The following is a 14333-nucleotide window of genomic DNA, read 5'->3' on the forward strand; positions in this document are numbered from 1 at the left end:
GAGCGCAGTAGCCTGCCCCCCTTCAGGTCACCGCTCGGGTGGCAAGCTGCGAAAGCGGGTGACATGGGCGCGAGCCCCTGTTCGCTGAAAACTCGGTTGGCGCATGAAGTGGAGCCGCGATGCTCCCGAAGACGTTCCATCAATCGCTGCCGCGAAGCCTCACTCCCCTGTTGGCGTCACGGCCCTCGACGCTGCTGCCGACCGTTGTTGTCCAGTCACCCTTTGAGTTATCGTAACGCCTCATTGCTATGTTGTTTTCACGGCTTTGATGAATGCGTTGCGTACTAAATCGACTGCTGTTTGCAAGCCTTGGCAGCATCGAAGCGATACTCCGGTTTTCCGTGACGACTCATCACATCGCCCCGGGTCGCAAATGCATGCTGTTGAGCAGCGTATCCCACGCCTGGATCGCGCCGGCCTCGTCGACGAGCGAAGATACTTCTTCCGGCTTCACCCCGCGATCCTTGTCAGCATCGGTCAGTGCACTTCCCAGCCTCAACTGGATCTCGGTGTGCGGTTGCGCCATCGAATGGTGGACCCCTGGCGCCAGAAGATAGAAACGGTATAGCTGGCTCCCACCCTCCTTGATGGAAAACAGCACTTCTTCCGCCTCCATGCCCGCGACCGGGCGCTTGCCTTCGCGCAGAATCTGGACGCTGCCTTGCGCGCGCAACTGCCGACGTAGATCGGGCAGGGTTTTGAGCAGCGACGATTGCTGATCCACATCCACCGCATCGCGCATCTTGATGACAAACGCGGACGCTCGGCCGGGTTGCAGGACAATGGTTTGCTCGGCCAGTTCGCTGTTGCGCGAAGGCCCGCCGATCAGTGCACCCGGAATGCAAAAGCCGCGTTCCGTTGGAACCGTCCAGTCATCGCGGTAAGTGATATTTTGGTATACATCGGTTGAGCGTTGCGTGACCTTCTGTATCCCGCTGCTGCGCTGAACGTCGAACTTCATGGTCAGCATCGTGCTGCCGGCGAGCACGTAACCCTCGGCGGTGAAAGGGTAATCCTCTCTCACCTTCGTTTTGAAAATCAACAGACGGGAATTGGGTGTGGGCGAAACGGCTTGCTCCAGCCAAGGAGCATCGGTCTTATGAAGACCATTGTCCCCCGTTCTCATCATTTCATCGGTGAGCGGGATGGACATGATTCGCTTGTTGGCTCGCAACTCGCTTTCGCGCGCATCGACTCTGTAGTGGAACGTTCCCGGGCTGACATCTCTGGCAATATCAATCTTGTTGCCCCAGTATTCGTATTTCTCGTAGCTGAGTCCGCTACGAGCAGGGCGATCCATCACAAGTCGGCCAATGCACCACGGACGCGGATCGGCAAGCAAGGGGTTGTTGGTCATTTCGGGCTCCACGGGAACCGTCCGCACGCAGGCGGACAGGCTACATATCGACAGGAAGAGGGCCGCGCGCAGTACGCGTGAACTGATCCGATTGGGATTCATTGGGAGGCCACCTTGGTGCTGTGCACAATCTGCGCCACGCTGTACAGGGTGGCCCAGCGTGTCCAGGGATGATCGAAACACTTCTGATGCTCATAGCCACCTTGCACAAAGGCCATCTGCACGCCCGTGGCTTTAGTTTCCGACAGATCCGGTATCACCCCACGGCCTTGCGCTGCGGCAGACCATGCCGGCACGGTGCCATCGCCTGGGATGATGCCGTTGTCTTTCTCTCCCGGCTTTGGCGCGACCGCTTGTTGTTGCACGGTGAGTGTGACAGTTCTTCCCCCGACCACGATCCTGAGTACGCCGTGCTGATCGTCGCCCACCCATTTAGCGGCTCTTAGCTCAGCTTCCCCGACACCTTCGGGAAGGTCGCCCCGCCACACCACCCTGCCCCAGGTTTGCAGGTTTTTCGCCGGTTCACTGAATTCCAGCTTGTCAGGCTCATGCGTGCCATCGGAGCGTTGTGGATCGAGCGCGCCGTCTCCGTACAGCGCATAGGTGTTGGCGTGGTAGTTGTTCATCAGCTCCTTTTGCCGATCCACTACATTACTCATCATTTTTTTAAAGTGTTCATGCACAGTGGAAGAATCCATTTCCTCTTCCAGGCGCTTCTTCACAATCCCTGCCGGATCTAACAACTAACTATCGGGCAACAACCCGTACCACGCGTCGTTGATGTAGAGCTCGTCCAGTGCGCTTTGCTTGGGCAAGGCCATACGTACTTCGCCGGCCTTATCCACAAAGATCCACCACGGCTTGCGATCGTGGTAATCCGGCATCGGCGACAACTCCATCGGACCTTCCGCGTTACTGGCAATCGCCACGAACTCGGCCGCGCAGCGGCCCATCAGGCTCTTGTTGATGAAATCCTCTCCCCCCGTGCGGAACCGTTTGGCAAACAGCGGCGCCCCGGTGGCAGGTTGCGCGCCGTGGATCACGCCGAGCATGTCGTTGGCGCCGCCGCAAAGTTGCGAGGCCATGCGCGCCACTAGGCCGCCCATCGAGTGCGTGATGATGATGGCCTTGTCCGTCCGGTTTTCCCGGCAGATCTCCCGGATGCCCATGATGCGCGTGACCTCCTGGCTCTCGGGATCCTTGAAATCCATGCCGTCCAGCACTTGCTGGCCTGAGACCTGATTCGACTGCAGAAAGTTGTAGCCAATGGCGTAGACGGGATAGCGATAGTTGATTAGTGACTTGAACACGTCGGAGCACGCGTCAATCGGTCCGCCAGGACCATAGGCGCCGTAATCGGATGGGTGCGTGCCAAGCACGGCTTTCAGCGCGGCCTTCTCGCCCTCTGCATCACCGTGTGCCCATTCGCCGTGGAGCTTGCCATCGAGCATGGGGTGGTTGAGTGTGTACTCCAGCCAGGCCAGCGTGGCCTGATAACTCCAGCGGTGCACCGTGCTCCAGCCGCGCCGCCTCGCCTCCTTCTCGCTCAAGCCGCTGTTACCTACTTTGACTGGACCGCGGGGATCAACCACGGCCGGTACGGGGTCGAAGCGTCTCGCGCGCCCGGCGGCGCTGGCGAACCAGCCTGCAATGACAGAAATCGCACCCGAAATGCCCGAAACCACGCCATCCATGTTGGGCGGGTACCACACTTCTTCACCGGTGTCCTTGTTGGCCAGTAGCGAGCCCATCACGCCAGGCAGGAAGATGACCGGAATGGGCGAGCGCGGATCAAAGCTTATTTCCTTGCAACGCTGGTCACTATCTGGCGTGAGCACTGCGCGTGCGGAGGCCACGCCATCCGGGTCGAATCCACTGGCAAGCCGGACAACGTCATCACTTCCGTGTCCGGTGTCGGGGACCGTTGCGTTTTGATTGTCTTGTGCGAGCGGATTTACGTCAGGTGTGCTGCTGCTCATAGGGCTACTCATGAGTCTGCCTGGTTTGCGAAGCGTTGGAATGACGTGCCAATACGGGGCCCATCACACGATCCTCCACCCGGAGATCAGCGCGCCATGTCTTGATGGCTCGTCCACGTCAATATCGCGCAATGGATGTGCTTTCCCTGGCCAACGAGAACGATCTGTGCCCCACTTGATCCGCCAAGGGACGGAGCAGCACAGGCTACCGCCAGCCACCTCCAGCAAGTACGCCCAGCGCGCACCGCCGTATGCGTTCCGTTGTTCAACAGGATCCGTCATGGTCTTCGCTCCATTGTCAGCGTGATCGAACTTGACGCAGGACTCTAAACGGCTTTCCTTATGCCATAAATGCCTTTTATACAATTTTTAAACAAAATAGTACTTTTAAATTAAACTCGTACTAGTCCTATATATCTCGGCAGGTCTCCGTGCTATTAAGCGCGGCGGAATACCTTATTGATCGTTGATCGAGCGGCGGTGGTAGCATTGCCTATTCAATGCACGCCGGTACTGCCCACTAGCCCCTGCGCGTGGCGGCTCAACGTCGTGTAGTTGGTGGGTATTGGGGACTGGCAAGTCGGGAAATGCGAGCACGCGGCTCCCCGGCTGCAGCCGTGTGGAGCGCTCCCAAGGGGGGCACGCCGGCCCGCGCTGCGAAGCGGGCCGTAGCGGTGTGCCAGAGCGTATGGGCCGCCCCGGGCCCTACTTCGCCGCCGGGCGCCTTGTCAGCTGACGGTAGCGCGTCAGCGCCCACAGCGGGAAGTAGGCGGTGTAGCCGTGGTACTTCAGGTAGTAGATGCGGGGGAAGCCCGGCGCATTGTGCGACGGATGCTGCCAAAGGCCGCTGCCAGTCTGGCAGCCCAGCAGGTAAGCGATGCCCCTGCGCACTGTGGGCGTATCCACCTCGCCCACGGCGAAGAGGGCCAGCAGCGCCCAGGCGGTGCAGTTGGGCGTGCTCTCGCCCCCATTGGTGCCCGCCAGCGAGTGGTCGAAGTAGCTGTCGTTGGTCTCGCCCCATCCGCCGTCGGCGTGCTGGCAGCGTAGCAGCCAGTCGACTGCCTTGCGGACATAGGGCTGGCGCACGTCCTCGCCCACCAGCGCCAGGCCCGCCAGCACACTCCACGTGCCATAGATGTAATTGCTGCCCCAGCGTCCCCACCAGGCGCCGTCGGCGCGCTGCGTGCGGCGCAGATAGGCCACGCAGCGCTCGACGGCGGCGGCGTGCGTTTCGCGGTTTCCGCTCAGGCCGATGCATAGCAGCACGCGGCCGGAAACGTCCTCGGTGGGCGGATCCAGCAGGGCGCCATGGTCGGCGAAGGGGATACGGTTCAGGTACTCGCGATCGCAGTTGGCATCGAAGGCGCCAAATCCGCCATTGCGCGATTGCAGGCCCACCATCCATTTCACGGCGCTCGCGACCGCGTCCTGGTAGCGTTCGGGCTGGCCGATCCGGCGCGCGTGCACGGCAAGCATGGCGGCCACCACGGCGCTGTCGTCGATGTCAGGGTAATAGGCGTTGGCGTACTGGAACGCCCAGCCGCCGGGCTGCACCGAGGCCGGCACGTGCTTGCCCCAATCGCCGCGCAGGTCTCGCACCTGCCGCGCTTCCAGCCAGTCGTAGGCGCGCTGCACCGCCTCCTGCGTGCGCGCGTCGGTGCCGGCGTGCTGCAAGGACATGATGCTCCAGGCGGTATCCCACACCGGCGACAGGCAGGGCTGGCAATAGGCCGAGCCGTCGGCGCGGCGCACCACGAGCTTGCGGATGGCGGCCAGGCAGGTAGCGCGGGCCGGATCCGTCTTCGGCACGCCGAGCAGCGCCATCATCTCGTACCAGTACACCATCGGCGGAAAGATGCCGCCCAGGCCATCCTCGCCGTTCATGCGCTTCACGCACCAGGCTTGCGCCCGGGCAACGGCCCGCCGGCGCACCGAGGAGGGAATCAGCGGCTCGATCGCGCGTGCCAGCTTGTCGACCACCAGGAAGGCCTTGCGCATCAGGCCTTCGCGGGAGAAATAGTGCCGCTCGCGCTCGGGCGGCGTGACGAACAGTTCGCTGACCCCGACACGGCGCGGATTGGCGGCCTTGGCCCGCATCGAGCACAGCACCGTCAGCGGTACCAGCGTGGAGCGCGCCCAGTAGGCCATCTTGTCCAGATGCACAGGCGCCCAGCGAGGGAACAGGATCAGCTCGACCGGCACGAAGGGGGTGGCGCGCCAAGGCACCTGCTCGAACGTGGCCAGGAGGATGCGGGTGAACACATTGGCCTTGGCGGCCCCACCCTGCGCCAGGATGGCGCGGCGGGCCTGGGCCATGTGCGGGGCCTCAGGGTCGTCGCCCGCCGCCTTCAGCGCGTAGTAGGCCTTGACGCTGCATGACACGTCGAGCGCGCCGCCGTGATACTGGTCCCAGCCGCCATGACGGTCTAGCCTCTGGATGCTTCGCAGGTAGACCGCCATCGCCGCCTGCAATTCGGCGTCGATTTCGTCCACGAAGTGCATCATCAGGATGTACTCCGCGGTGATGGTGGCGTCCGACTCTAGCTCGAAGCACCAGTGGCCGTCGCGATGCTGGTGGCTTAGCAGGGCCTCGCGGGCCGCGTCGATGGCCCGGTGCAGGTCCGCGCCGGCGCCCGGCGTGGCGGGCGTTTCCTGCTTGGGTGCGCCGGCGTCATGCCAGGTGCCAGGTTGAGCCTTTGGCTGGGTATTCGGTTGGGTATTCAATTGGAAATTCGATCGTGCGTTCATTGCGGCTGGCACCGCGTCATCTGGTCCAGCTGGCGCAGGACTTCCGCCCTCAGCCCGGGTTCCATCGACTGGCTGCCCAGCAGGTCGGCGAGCCACAGCCCGTCAGCGGCCAGGCGGCAAATCATCAGCCTCGCCGCATCTGCCGCGGGCAGCGGATCGGGGCGTGCGATTTCGGCGATGCGTGGCGCCCAGCGATCGCGCGTATCTGCATCGGTCAGCATCAGCGCCAACAACAGGTGCAGATAGCTGGCGGCGTCCTCTTTCCTCTCTTCCTGCAGCGTCGCCCGCATATAGGCCCGCGCCGCGCGGCCCTCGGCCTGCGTGTCGCTGGCGATCGCGGCGGCCACATCGGCGTTGAAGGTCTCAACCGCGTCGTCGAAGAGCGCGTCCAGCAGCGCCTGCTTATTGCGGAAATGATGCTGCAATCCGCCCTTGCTGACACCGGCACGCGCCGCCACCGCATCCAGCGTCACGGCGCGCAGGCCGGATTCGAGGGCGAGCTGGGCCGCGGCATGCAATAGCTGCGGGCGCAGCACGTCGGGCTGCTTCTTTCGGCGGTGTGCTTGTGTCATGGAGGCGGATCATACCAGCCAGACGGATTGTTTGGCGACAGGATGCGCTACGGGGTGGCGCGCGGCGCGGCAGCAACCCGCTGCGGCAGACACGCAGGAGCCGCATCGCCGCGGCCCCGGCTTGCCAGGGCTAGCGCCAGCGCGAGCGCGCAACCAGCGCCTCGCCCCTCTCACTGCCCCGGCTTATCCCCCACCACCGCATCCATCCCGCTCCTCTCGATCTCCCCTCTTGCCGCAGGCGAAGCCAGATACCGAATCAACGCCCGCCCGGCCTCCGGATGCTCCGCGCCCACCGGCACACCCGCCGCAAAGCTGGTCACCTGCTGCACCGCCTCCGGAATCTTCCCGACAAACGTGGCACCCGCCACCGGCAGCAACTCGCTGACCTGCTGCAAGCCGACCTCATAATCGCCCTGCGCCACCACGCTACCCACGGGGGTCTTCTCAATCCTATGCGCGCGCCCCTTGACCTGTTCCTCGATTCCCAGCTTCTTGAACATCTCCTTCTCGACATACACGCCGCTGGCGCTATCGGAATAGGCAATGGAGCGCGCCTCCAGCAACGTCTTGCGGAACGCATCGACGGTGCTGATATCCGGCTTTGGCGCGCCAGCCCGCACCGACAGGCCGATGCGCGAATCGGCCAGGGCTACCCGGCTATCCGGCACCACCTTGCCTTGCCGGATCAGTTCATCCAGCGCGTAGCCAACCATGATCACCACGTCGGCATGCTCGCCGCGCGCGAGCCGGTTGGGAATCGCCTCGGAGGACTTGCCCATCGACGGGCCCCACGCGGTTGACAAGGTATTGCCCGTGGCCTTCTCGAAGCCGGGTCCGAGTGCCTTGTAGGCTGCGGTGAAGCCGCCCGAGTTCATGACCTTGACCTCCTCGGCCAGTGCATTGCCAGCGCCCAGCGCAAGGCTGGCCACGCCGGCCAGCACCAGCGCCAGCAACGGCCGCTTGCGGGAATCAGGGGAGTTCGAAGGACGACTGCGGAGGGAGGTGACGACGGGGCTGGGCACTGCGGCGGACGATATGGGCATATGCGCTCTCGATGGGCATTGAAATGGGAAATGGGAACAGACAAAAGACAAAAGACAAAAGTCCTGCCCGCATCGGTCTCCGAGGGCAGGCAGCCCATTCTATGCACGCGCCGCGCGCCGCGATAATGCAATCTTTTTCAGCTTTGATCGCTTTCACGCATCAATGACCGCGCCCGGCCCCGCGCTGGCACCGCCTGCGCGACCATTTCGTACAACGCCTGCGCATGCGGCGACAGCATGCGCCCCCGGCGCCGCAGGATCCCCAGCATGCGGGAGACCGCGGGCTCGCGCAGGGGCACGGCGGCCAGCCCGGAGCGGTCGCCATCGGGCAGCGCCAGCCGCGGCACCGCTGCCACGCCAAGGCCGGCCTCCACCAGCGCCAGCACGCTGCTGACGTGGCGTACCTCGTAGAAGGCGGCCGGCCGCCGCGGCGCCTCCGCCAGGGCGAGATCCAGCATCAGGCGGTTGCCGCTGGACTTGGCCAGGGCCACCAGCGTGTGCCCGGCCAGTTCGGCCCATTTCACCGAGCGCCGCCGCGCCAGCGGATGGTCGCGGCGGCAGGCCAGCACGAACGGATCGCGCAGCAACGGCTCGAACAGCAGATCGGCTTCCTGCGTGCCGATAAAGTTCAGGCCGAAATCCGCCTCGCCGCTGGCCACGCTATGCAGCACGACGTTAGCCCCTTCGTCCACCATCTTGACGCGGACATTCGGATACTGCGCACGAAAACGCCCGATCACCGCCGGCAGGAAATAGTGCGCGGCCGAGGGCACGCAGGCAATGGTCACTTCGCCGGCGCGAGCCGTGGCGGCATCGCCGATGCCAAGTAGCGAAGTCTCCACTTCCGTCAGCACCGCACGCGCCTTGCCGACAAACTCCCGCCCAACCACAGTCAGGGTGACGCGGCGCGTAGTGCGCTCGAACAACTTGACGTTAAGCGCTTCCTCCAGTTTCTCGATGCGGCGCGACAGCGCCGGCTGCGACAGGTTGAGGGCTTCGGCCGCCGCGCGAAAGCCGCCTTGCTCGACCACTGCCACCATGGCCTGCAGGTCGCCGAGGTCGAATCTGATGTGTTGCATGGTTTTCCAGGCTGCGGCAATGAAAACAAGAGGGGAAGGACAGGATGACGGCAATACGGCCAGCGTCAGGGCATTGATGCGGAGTACCGATCAAAGCGCCCCGCTCCCCATTCTAGTCCCCTGACCTGACAGCCCCGCCGCAAGCCAATGGTCCACCCCCTCTTGCGTAGGTGGGTAGCGGCGACGCCGCTAGGGTATTCTCCCGAGCTTCCCGCCCGCCCGGGCACCCGCACCCAATCACGCGATACAACCGGAGGAAATCAGCAGATGTCGGACCCGTTCGCCCTGCTAGCCGTCACGACGCTGCTCAGCGTCATGATGCTGGCGATCGTCTGGTCGCTGCGCCGCTGCGGCCAGCCCGGCGTGAGGCACTGGTGGCAGGCCAACCTGACGGCCATGGTGGCGCTTGTACTATTTACGCTGCGTGGCCGGGTCCCCGACATCCTGTCGATCGTGGTAGCCAACGGCGCGCTGGCGTGGGCGCTGGCGCTGTTCCACGCCGGCATCGCGCGCTTCTGCGGGCGAGAGCCGCCCTGGCGGGCCATGGCGGCGGCGGCCCTCGCCGTGGTGGCCGGCATCGTGACGTGGCGCTATATCTACAATGACTTCAACGCGCGCGTTGTCGTCGTTTCGGTATTCCATGCCGTGCTGTGCGCCTGCGCGGGGTACGTGCTGGTGCGTTACCGCCCGCGCGCCCGCCCCACCAGCCACTACCTGACCACGGCCGGTTTCGCCTTTTTCCTTGCCGCCGCGCATGCCCTGCGCGGCATCTTGTCGGTGCTCTCGGTCATGGACGACCCGTCCACCATGACCTCGCCCGGACTGAATGCCGCCTTTCTCGTGCTGGGTGCGATGGCCACGCCGGGTCTCACCATGGGCGCGGTGCTGATGATCCACGATGCGATGGTGCACCGGCTCGAAGCCATTGCCAACAGCGACTACCTGACGGGCGCCATGTCGCGCAAGGCATTCGAGGAGGAAGCCTTTCGCGAACTGGCCCGCGCCGCCCGGGGCGGGCACCCGCCGGTGCTGCTGATCGTCGACATCGACCACTTCAAGTCGGTCAACGACACGTTCGGCCATGCCGCCGGCGACGCCGTGCTGGTCGAGTTCGCGCGGCTTGTCACCGCCAGCCTGCGCGCGCCCGACCGCATCGGCCGCATGGGCGGCGAGGAATTCGTCGTGCTGTTGCCAGCCAGTTCGCTGGAGGATGCCCGCCACGTCGCGGAGCGCATCCGCTCGCTGGCCGAGGCCAGCCCCGTCGGCGGCCCTTCCGGCACGGTGCGCTATACCGTGAGCGGCGGCTATGCCGCATGGCAGCCCGGCGAGAGCCTGCAGCAACTCACCGCGCGCGCCGATACCGCGCTCTATATGGCCAAGCTCTCGGGGCGCAACCRCGTGCTGCCGCATACGGCTGCCCCTGACGTCATGCCGCACGCCGCTCCGGCACATGCGGCGCAGCCCTCCGCCATGGGCCCTTCCGGCGAGCGCCAGCGCCGTTAGGGCATCGCGGGCGTCGTGGCCCGATACGCGCCCGGCCGCAGCCCGGTCCAGCGGCGGAACGCGCGGTGGAAAGCCCCCGGCTCGGCAAAGCCCAGTTCGGCGGCAATCTCCGCCAGCGGGCGGCTGGAATGGCTGAGCGCCTCGATGGCCAGGTCGCGCCGCAGTTCGTCCTTCAGTTGCTGGTAGGTGCCGCCCTCCTCCATCAGCCGGCGCCGCAACGACGATGACGACATATGGACATCGTGCGCCAGCCGGTCGAACGTGGGCCACTGTTCCGGCGGCTGGGCACGCAACTGGCGCCGCACGCGGGCCATGATGCTGCCCCGGTCGCTGTACTTGACCACCACGTTGTGGGGCGCGTCGCGCAGGAAGGCCTTGAGGCTGCGCTCGTCCTGGTGGACAGGCTGGTCCAGCCAGGCCGCGTCGAACACCAGCGCCGTGGCCGGCTCGCCGAACGCCAGGTGGCGCGAGTACATCAGCCGGTATTCCGCACTGTAGGCCGGCTCCGGATAGCTGAACGCCGCCAGCAGGACCGGCACGCGCCGGCGCAGCAGCCAGCTCATCAACCCGTGCAGCATGATCAGCATGGTCTCCTGGGCAAACACGCCCGGCGGCTGCGCCGATGGCGCCGTGAGCACCAGCGCCGCCCGCCGGCGCTTGYCGGCCCCGCTGCCGCCCCCCCGGCCGCCTTCGGCGCCAGCGCCTTCGCGCTCCAGGCGCACGCCGATATCGTCGAGCAGCAGCCCGAAATAGCGCACCACCCGCTCCAGCCCCTGCGCCAGCGTCTTGCTGCCCGCGACGGCGTGGCACAGCATGGCAAAGCTGCCGCATTTCATGCGGCGCGAATCCTGGCCAAAGAATTCATCGTCGAGCGCGGCGGCCACTTCCAGCCACAGGGCGCTGTAGCTTGCGGCGGACACCCGCGCCTGCGGCACCGCCAGCAGCGCCGGCGCGATGCCCGCGGCCTGCAACACCGGCTCCGGCGCGATGCCGCGCGCTCGCAGGCCCGCGATGGCGTGATGCACGAAGCAAATGGCGACGCTGTGTTTTTCCATGGAATGCAACGATCGGTACGGTACGGTTTGCCTGCCCGGGCTCGCCGGCAGTGGCAAACGAGTTCAGCAAGGTTGGCGGATTCTGGCATAGGAGCGCCCCCGCTGTCTTCCTACACTTGCTGCCATGCCCCCCGCCCACAGCGGGCCACCCGACCAACCGCCAGACGCCGCGATCGCGTGCCAACCCCACGCCGGTCCCGGCGCAACCCGAGCCGCCATGCATCAAGAATTCAGCGAACAGCAAGCCATGATCCGCGACACCGCGCGCGCCTTCGCCAGCGAACGGCTGGCGCCGGACGCCGCGGCCTGGGACCGTGCCGGCCAGTTGCCGCCGGAGGTCGTGACGGAAATGGGCGCGCTCGGCCTGCTCGGCATGATCGTGCCCGAGGAATGGGGCGGCACGTATACCGACTACATCGCCTATGCGCTGGCCATCGAGGAGATCGCCGCGGGCTGCGCCGCCTGCGCCACGCTGATGAGCGTGCACAACTCGGTGGGCTGCGGCCCCATCCTGCACTACGGCACCGAGGCGCAGAAGGCGCGCTACCTGCCCCGCCTGGCCAGCGGCGAGATGATCGGCGCATTCTGCCTGACCGAGCCGCAGGCCGGCTCGGAAGCGCAYAACCTGCGCACCCGTGCCCGCGCCACCGACGACGGCTGGGTGCTGTCCGGCTCCAAGCAGTTCGTCACCAACGGGCAGCGCGCCGGCGTGGCCATCGTGTTTGCCGCCACCGAGCCGGAGCAAGGCAAGCGCGGCCTGTCCGCGTTTGTCGTGCCTACCGATACACCCGGTTTCATCGTGCACGCGCCGGAACGCAAGCTCGGCATCCGCGCCTCCGACACCTGCGCCATCACGCTGGAAGACTGCCGCGTGCCGCACGACGCGCTGCTCGGCGAGCCCGGCGAGGGCCTGCGCATTGCCTTGTCGAACCTGGAAGGCGGGCGCATCGGCATCGCCGCGCAAGCGCTCGGCATCGCCCGCTCCGCCTTCGAAGCCGCCTGCCGCTATGCCGCCGAGCGTGTGCAGTTCGGCCGCCCGCTGCGCGAGCACCCGCCGATTGCCAACATGCTGGCCGACATGGCTACCGAGCTGAACGCCGCGCGCCTGCTGGTGCACCGCGCCGCGCATATGCGTACCGCAGGCCAGCCCTGCCTGTCGGAAGCCTCGCAGGCCAAGCTCTACGCCTCTGAACTGGCCGAACGCGTGTGCTCCAAGGCGCTGCAGATCCACGGCGGCTACGGCTACCTGGAAGACTACCCGGTCGAGCGGCACTACCGCGACGCCCGCATTACCCAGATCTACGAAGGCACCAGCGAGATCCAGCGCATGTTGATCGCGCGCACCCTTTGAGCGGCGTGCCTGCTCCTTTCCTGCATTGACCCACCAAAACCCAGAACCGACGGAGACCACCCAATGAGTGCCCAGCCCGCTTCCGCAAATACCGCCGCCGTGCCCACCGTCAAGCTGTTGATCAACGGCGAGTGGGTGGAGTCCGCCGCCACCGAATTCCGCCCGGTGGTCAATCCCGCCACGCAGGAAGTACTGGCGCAAGTTCCCCTGGCCACGGCGGCCGAAGTCAATGCGGCCGTCGGCGCGGCGCATCGCGCCTTTGCCACCTGGCGCCACACGCCGTTGGGCGCGCGGCTGCGCATCATGCTCAAATACCAGGCGCTCATCCGCGAACACAGCAAGCGCATCGCCGCCATCCTCACCGCCGAGCAGGGCAAGACCCTGGCCGATGCCGAAGGCGATATCTTCCGCGGCCTGGAAGTGGTGGAGCACGCCTGCTCGATCGGCACGCTGCAGCAAGGCGGCTTTGCCGAGAACGTGGCCGCCACCGTGGATACCTACACCCTGCAACAGCCGATCGGCGTCTGCGCCGGCATCACGCCGTTCAACTTCCCGGCCATGATCCCGCTGTGGATGTTCCCGATGGCGATCGTGTGCGGCAACACCTTCGTGCTCAAGCCGTCGGAACAGGATCCGCTGTCCACCATGGAACTGGTCAAGCTGGCCGTCGAGGCCGGCGTGCCGGCCGGCGTGCTCAACGTCGTGCACGGCGCGCGCGAGGTGGTCGATGCCCTGTGCACGCACCCGGACATCAAGGCCGTTTCCTTCGTCGGATCCACCGCCGTGGGCACCCACGTCTACAACCTGGCCGGCGCGCACGGCAAGCGCGTGCAATCGATGATGGGCGCCAAGAACCACGCCGTGGTACTGCCCGACGCGCACCGCGAGCACACCCTCAACGCCCTGGTCGGCGCGGCGTTCGGCGCCGCCGGCCAGCGCTGCATGGCAACCTCGGTGGCGGTGCTGGTAGGCGCCGCACGCGACTGGCTGCCCGATCTGGTCGCCAAGGCCAGGACGCTCAAGGTCGGCGCCGGCAGCGAGCCCGGTGTCGATGTCTGCCCGGTGGTATCGGTAGCGGCCAGACAACGTGTAACCGGCCTGATCGAAGCCGGCGAGCGCGAAGGCGCCACCCTGCTGCTGGACGGCCGCAACGTGCAGGTACCCGGCTACCCCGACGGCAACTTCATCGGCCCGACCGTATTCGCCGACGTCACCACGGAAATGTCCATCTACACGCAGGAAATTTTCGGCCCGGTGCTGGTAGTGATCGCAGTCGACACACTTGACGAAGCCATCGCGCTGGTCAACCGCAACCCCTTCGGCAACGGCACCGGCGTATTCACCCAAAGCGGCGCGGCGGCGCGCAAGTTCCAGAGCGAGATCGACGTCGGCCAGGTCGGCGTCAACATCCCCATCCCGGTACCCGTGCCCTACTTCAGCTTCACCGGCTCGCGCGGCTCCAAGCTGGGCGACCTGGGTCCCTACGGCAAGCAGGTGGTGCAGTTCTATACCCAGACCAAGACCGTGACCGCACGCTGGTTCGATGACGCGACGGTGAACGATGGAGTGAATACGACCATCAGCTTGCGGTGAAACGAAGGGCGGCGGGCAAGCTTTCAGAAATTTGAAGGCATTGCCTTCTGCCG

The 14333-nt window shown here is 65.6% G+C and carries 11 protein-coding genes; 3 read left to right on the forward strand and 8 right to left on the reverse strand.

The window, feature by feature from the left end:
- Window positions 1-352: 352 nt before the first annotated feature.
- The 7 genes from AC1DN0_RS27985 to AC1DN0_RS28015 all read right to left on the reverse strand — a co-directional run bounded on the left by AC1DN0_RS27985 (window position 353) and on the right by AC1DN0_RS28015 (window position 8778).
- Complete coding sequence (locus tag AC1DN0_RS27985; protein ID WP_441627862.1) at window positions 353-1357, reverse strand: T6SS immunity protein Tli4 family protein; 1005 nt, start codon at window positions 1355-1357, stop codon at window positions 353-355.
- 98 nt (window positions 1358-1455) lie between these two features.
- Window positions 1456-2100: a hypothetical protein gene (locus AC1DN0_RS27990; protein ID WP_441627864.1), complete on the reverse strand. Its 645-nt coding sequence runs from the start codon at window positions 2098-2100 to the stop codon at window positions 1456-1458.
- Window positions 2101-3336 carry an esterase/lipase family protein gene (locus AC1DN0_RS27995; RefSeq protein ID WP_441627866.1) on the reverse strand — a complete coding sequence of 412 codons (1236 nt, stop codon included), beginning with the start codon at window positions 3334-3336 and terminating at the stop codon, window positions 2101-2103. It lies immediately after the preceding gene.
- A gap of 705 nt (window positions 3337-4041) precedes the next feature.
- Window positions 4042-5955, reverse strand: a complete 1914-nt coding sequence (shc, locus tag AC1DN0_RS28000; RefSeq protein ID WP_441627884.1) for a squalene--hopene cyclase — start codon at window positions 5953-5955, stop codon at window positions 4042-4044.
- 125 nt (window positions 5956-6080) lie between these two features.
- Window positions 6081-6656 (reverse strand): TetR/AcrR family transcriptional regulator, encoded by a 576-nt coding sequence (locus AC1DN0_RS28005; RefSeq protein ID WP_441627868.1) that lies wholly within the window; start codon window positions 6654-6656, stop codon window positions 6081-6083.
- Window positions 6657-6826: 170 nt separating this feature from the next.
- Window positions 6827-7699, reverse strand: coding sequence for a substrate-binding domain-containing protein (locus AC1DN0_RS28010; RefSeq protein WP_441627870.1), 873 nt, complete (start codon window positions 7697-7699; stop codon window positions 6827-6829).
- Between the two features lie 137 nt (window positions 7700-7836).
- Entirely contained in the window at window positions 7837-8778 is a 942-nt protein-coding gene (locus tag AC1DN0_RS28015; protein ID WP_441627872.1) for a LysR family transcriptional regulator, read from the reverse strand.
- A 267-nt stretch (window positions 8779-9045) separates the two neighbouring features.
- Here AC1DN0_RS28015 and AC1DN0_RS28020 point away from each other — a divergent pair, with 267 nt between their 5' ends.
- On the forward strand, window positions 9046-10281 hold the full coding sequence (locus tag AC1DN0_RS28020; RefSeq protein ID WP_477146163.1) for a sensor domain-containing diguanylate cyclase: 1236 nt from the start codon (window positions 9046-9048) through the stop codon (window positions 10279-10281).
- Here AC1DN0_RS28020 and AC1DN0_RS28025 read toward each other — a convergent pair.
- Entirely contained in the window at window positions 10278-11336 is a 1059-nt protein-coding gene (locus tag AC1DN0_RS28025; protein ID WP_477146164.1) for an AraC family transcriptional regulator, read from the reverse strand. The two genes, AC1DN0_RS28020 and AC1DN0_RS28025, sit on opposite strands and share 4 nt — an antisense overlap.
- 217 nt (window positions 11337-11553) lie before the next feature.
- On the opposite strand from AC1DN0_RS28025, the gene AC1DN0_RS28030 reads away from it, so the two are divergent.
- Complete coding sequence (locus AC1DN0_RS28030) at window positions 11554-12687, forward strand: acyl-CoA dehydrogenase family protein (protein ID WP_441636016.1); 1134 nt, start codon at window positions 11554-11556, stop codon at window positions 12685-12687.
- Between the two features lie 63 nt (window positions 12688-12750).
- The gene (locus AC1DN0_RS28035; protein ID WP_441636018.1) at window positions 12751-14280 is read left to right on the forward strand and encodes a CoA-acylating methylmalonate-semialdehyde dehydrogenase; all 1530 of its coding nucleotides are present in this window, start codon (window positions 12751-12753) and stop codon (window positions 14278-14280) included.
- Window positions 14281-14333: the final 53 nt, after the last annotated feature.

Source organism: Cupriavidus sp. 05N39 (assembly GCF_056397325.1).

Excerpts from the sequence above, each read along its gene's own strand:
- AC1DN0_RS28005 (WP_441627868.1), bottom strand. The coding sequence starts at position 6,656 with ATGACACAAGCACACCGCCGAAAGAAGCAGCCCGACGTGCTGCGCCCG.
- AC1DN0_RS28010 (WP_441627870.1), bottom strand. The coding sequence starts at position 7,699 with ATGCCCATATCGTCCGCCGCAGTGCCCAGCCCCGTCGTCACCTCCCTC.
- AC1DN0_RS28015 (WP_441627872.1), bottom strand. The coding sequence starts at position 8,778 with ATGCAACACATCAGATTCGACCTCGGCGACCTGCAGGCCATGGTGGCA.
- AC1DN0_RS27985 (WP_441627862.1), bottom strand. The coding sequence starts at position 1,357 with ATGACCAACAACCCCTTGCTTGCCGATCCGCGTCCGTGGTGCATTGGC.
- AC1DN0_RS27995 (WP_441627866.1), bottom strand. The coding sequence starts at position 3,336 with ATGAGCAGCAGCACACCTGACGTAAATCCGCTCGCACAAGACAATCAA.
- AC1DN0_RS28035 (WP_441636018.1), top strand. The coding sequence starts at position 12,751 with ATGAGTGCCCAGCCCGCTTCCGCAAATACCGCCGCCGTGCCCACCGTC.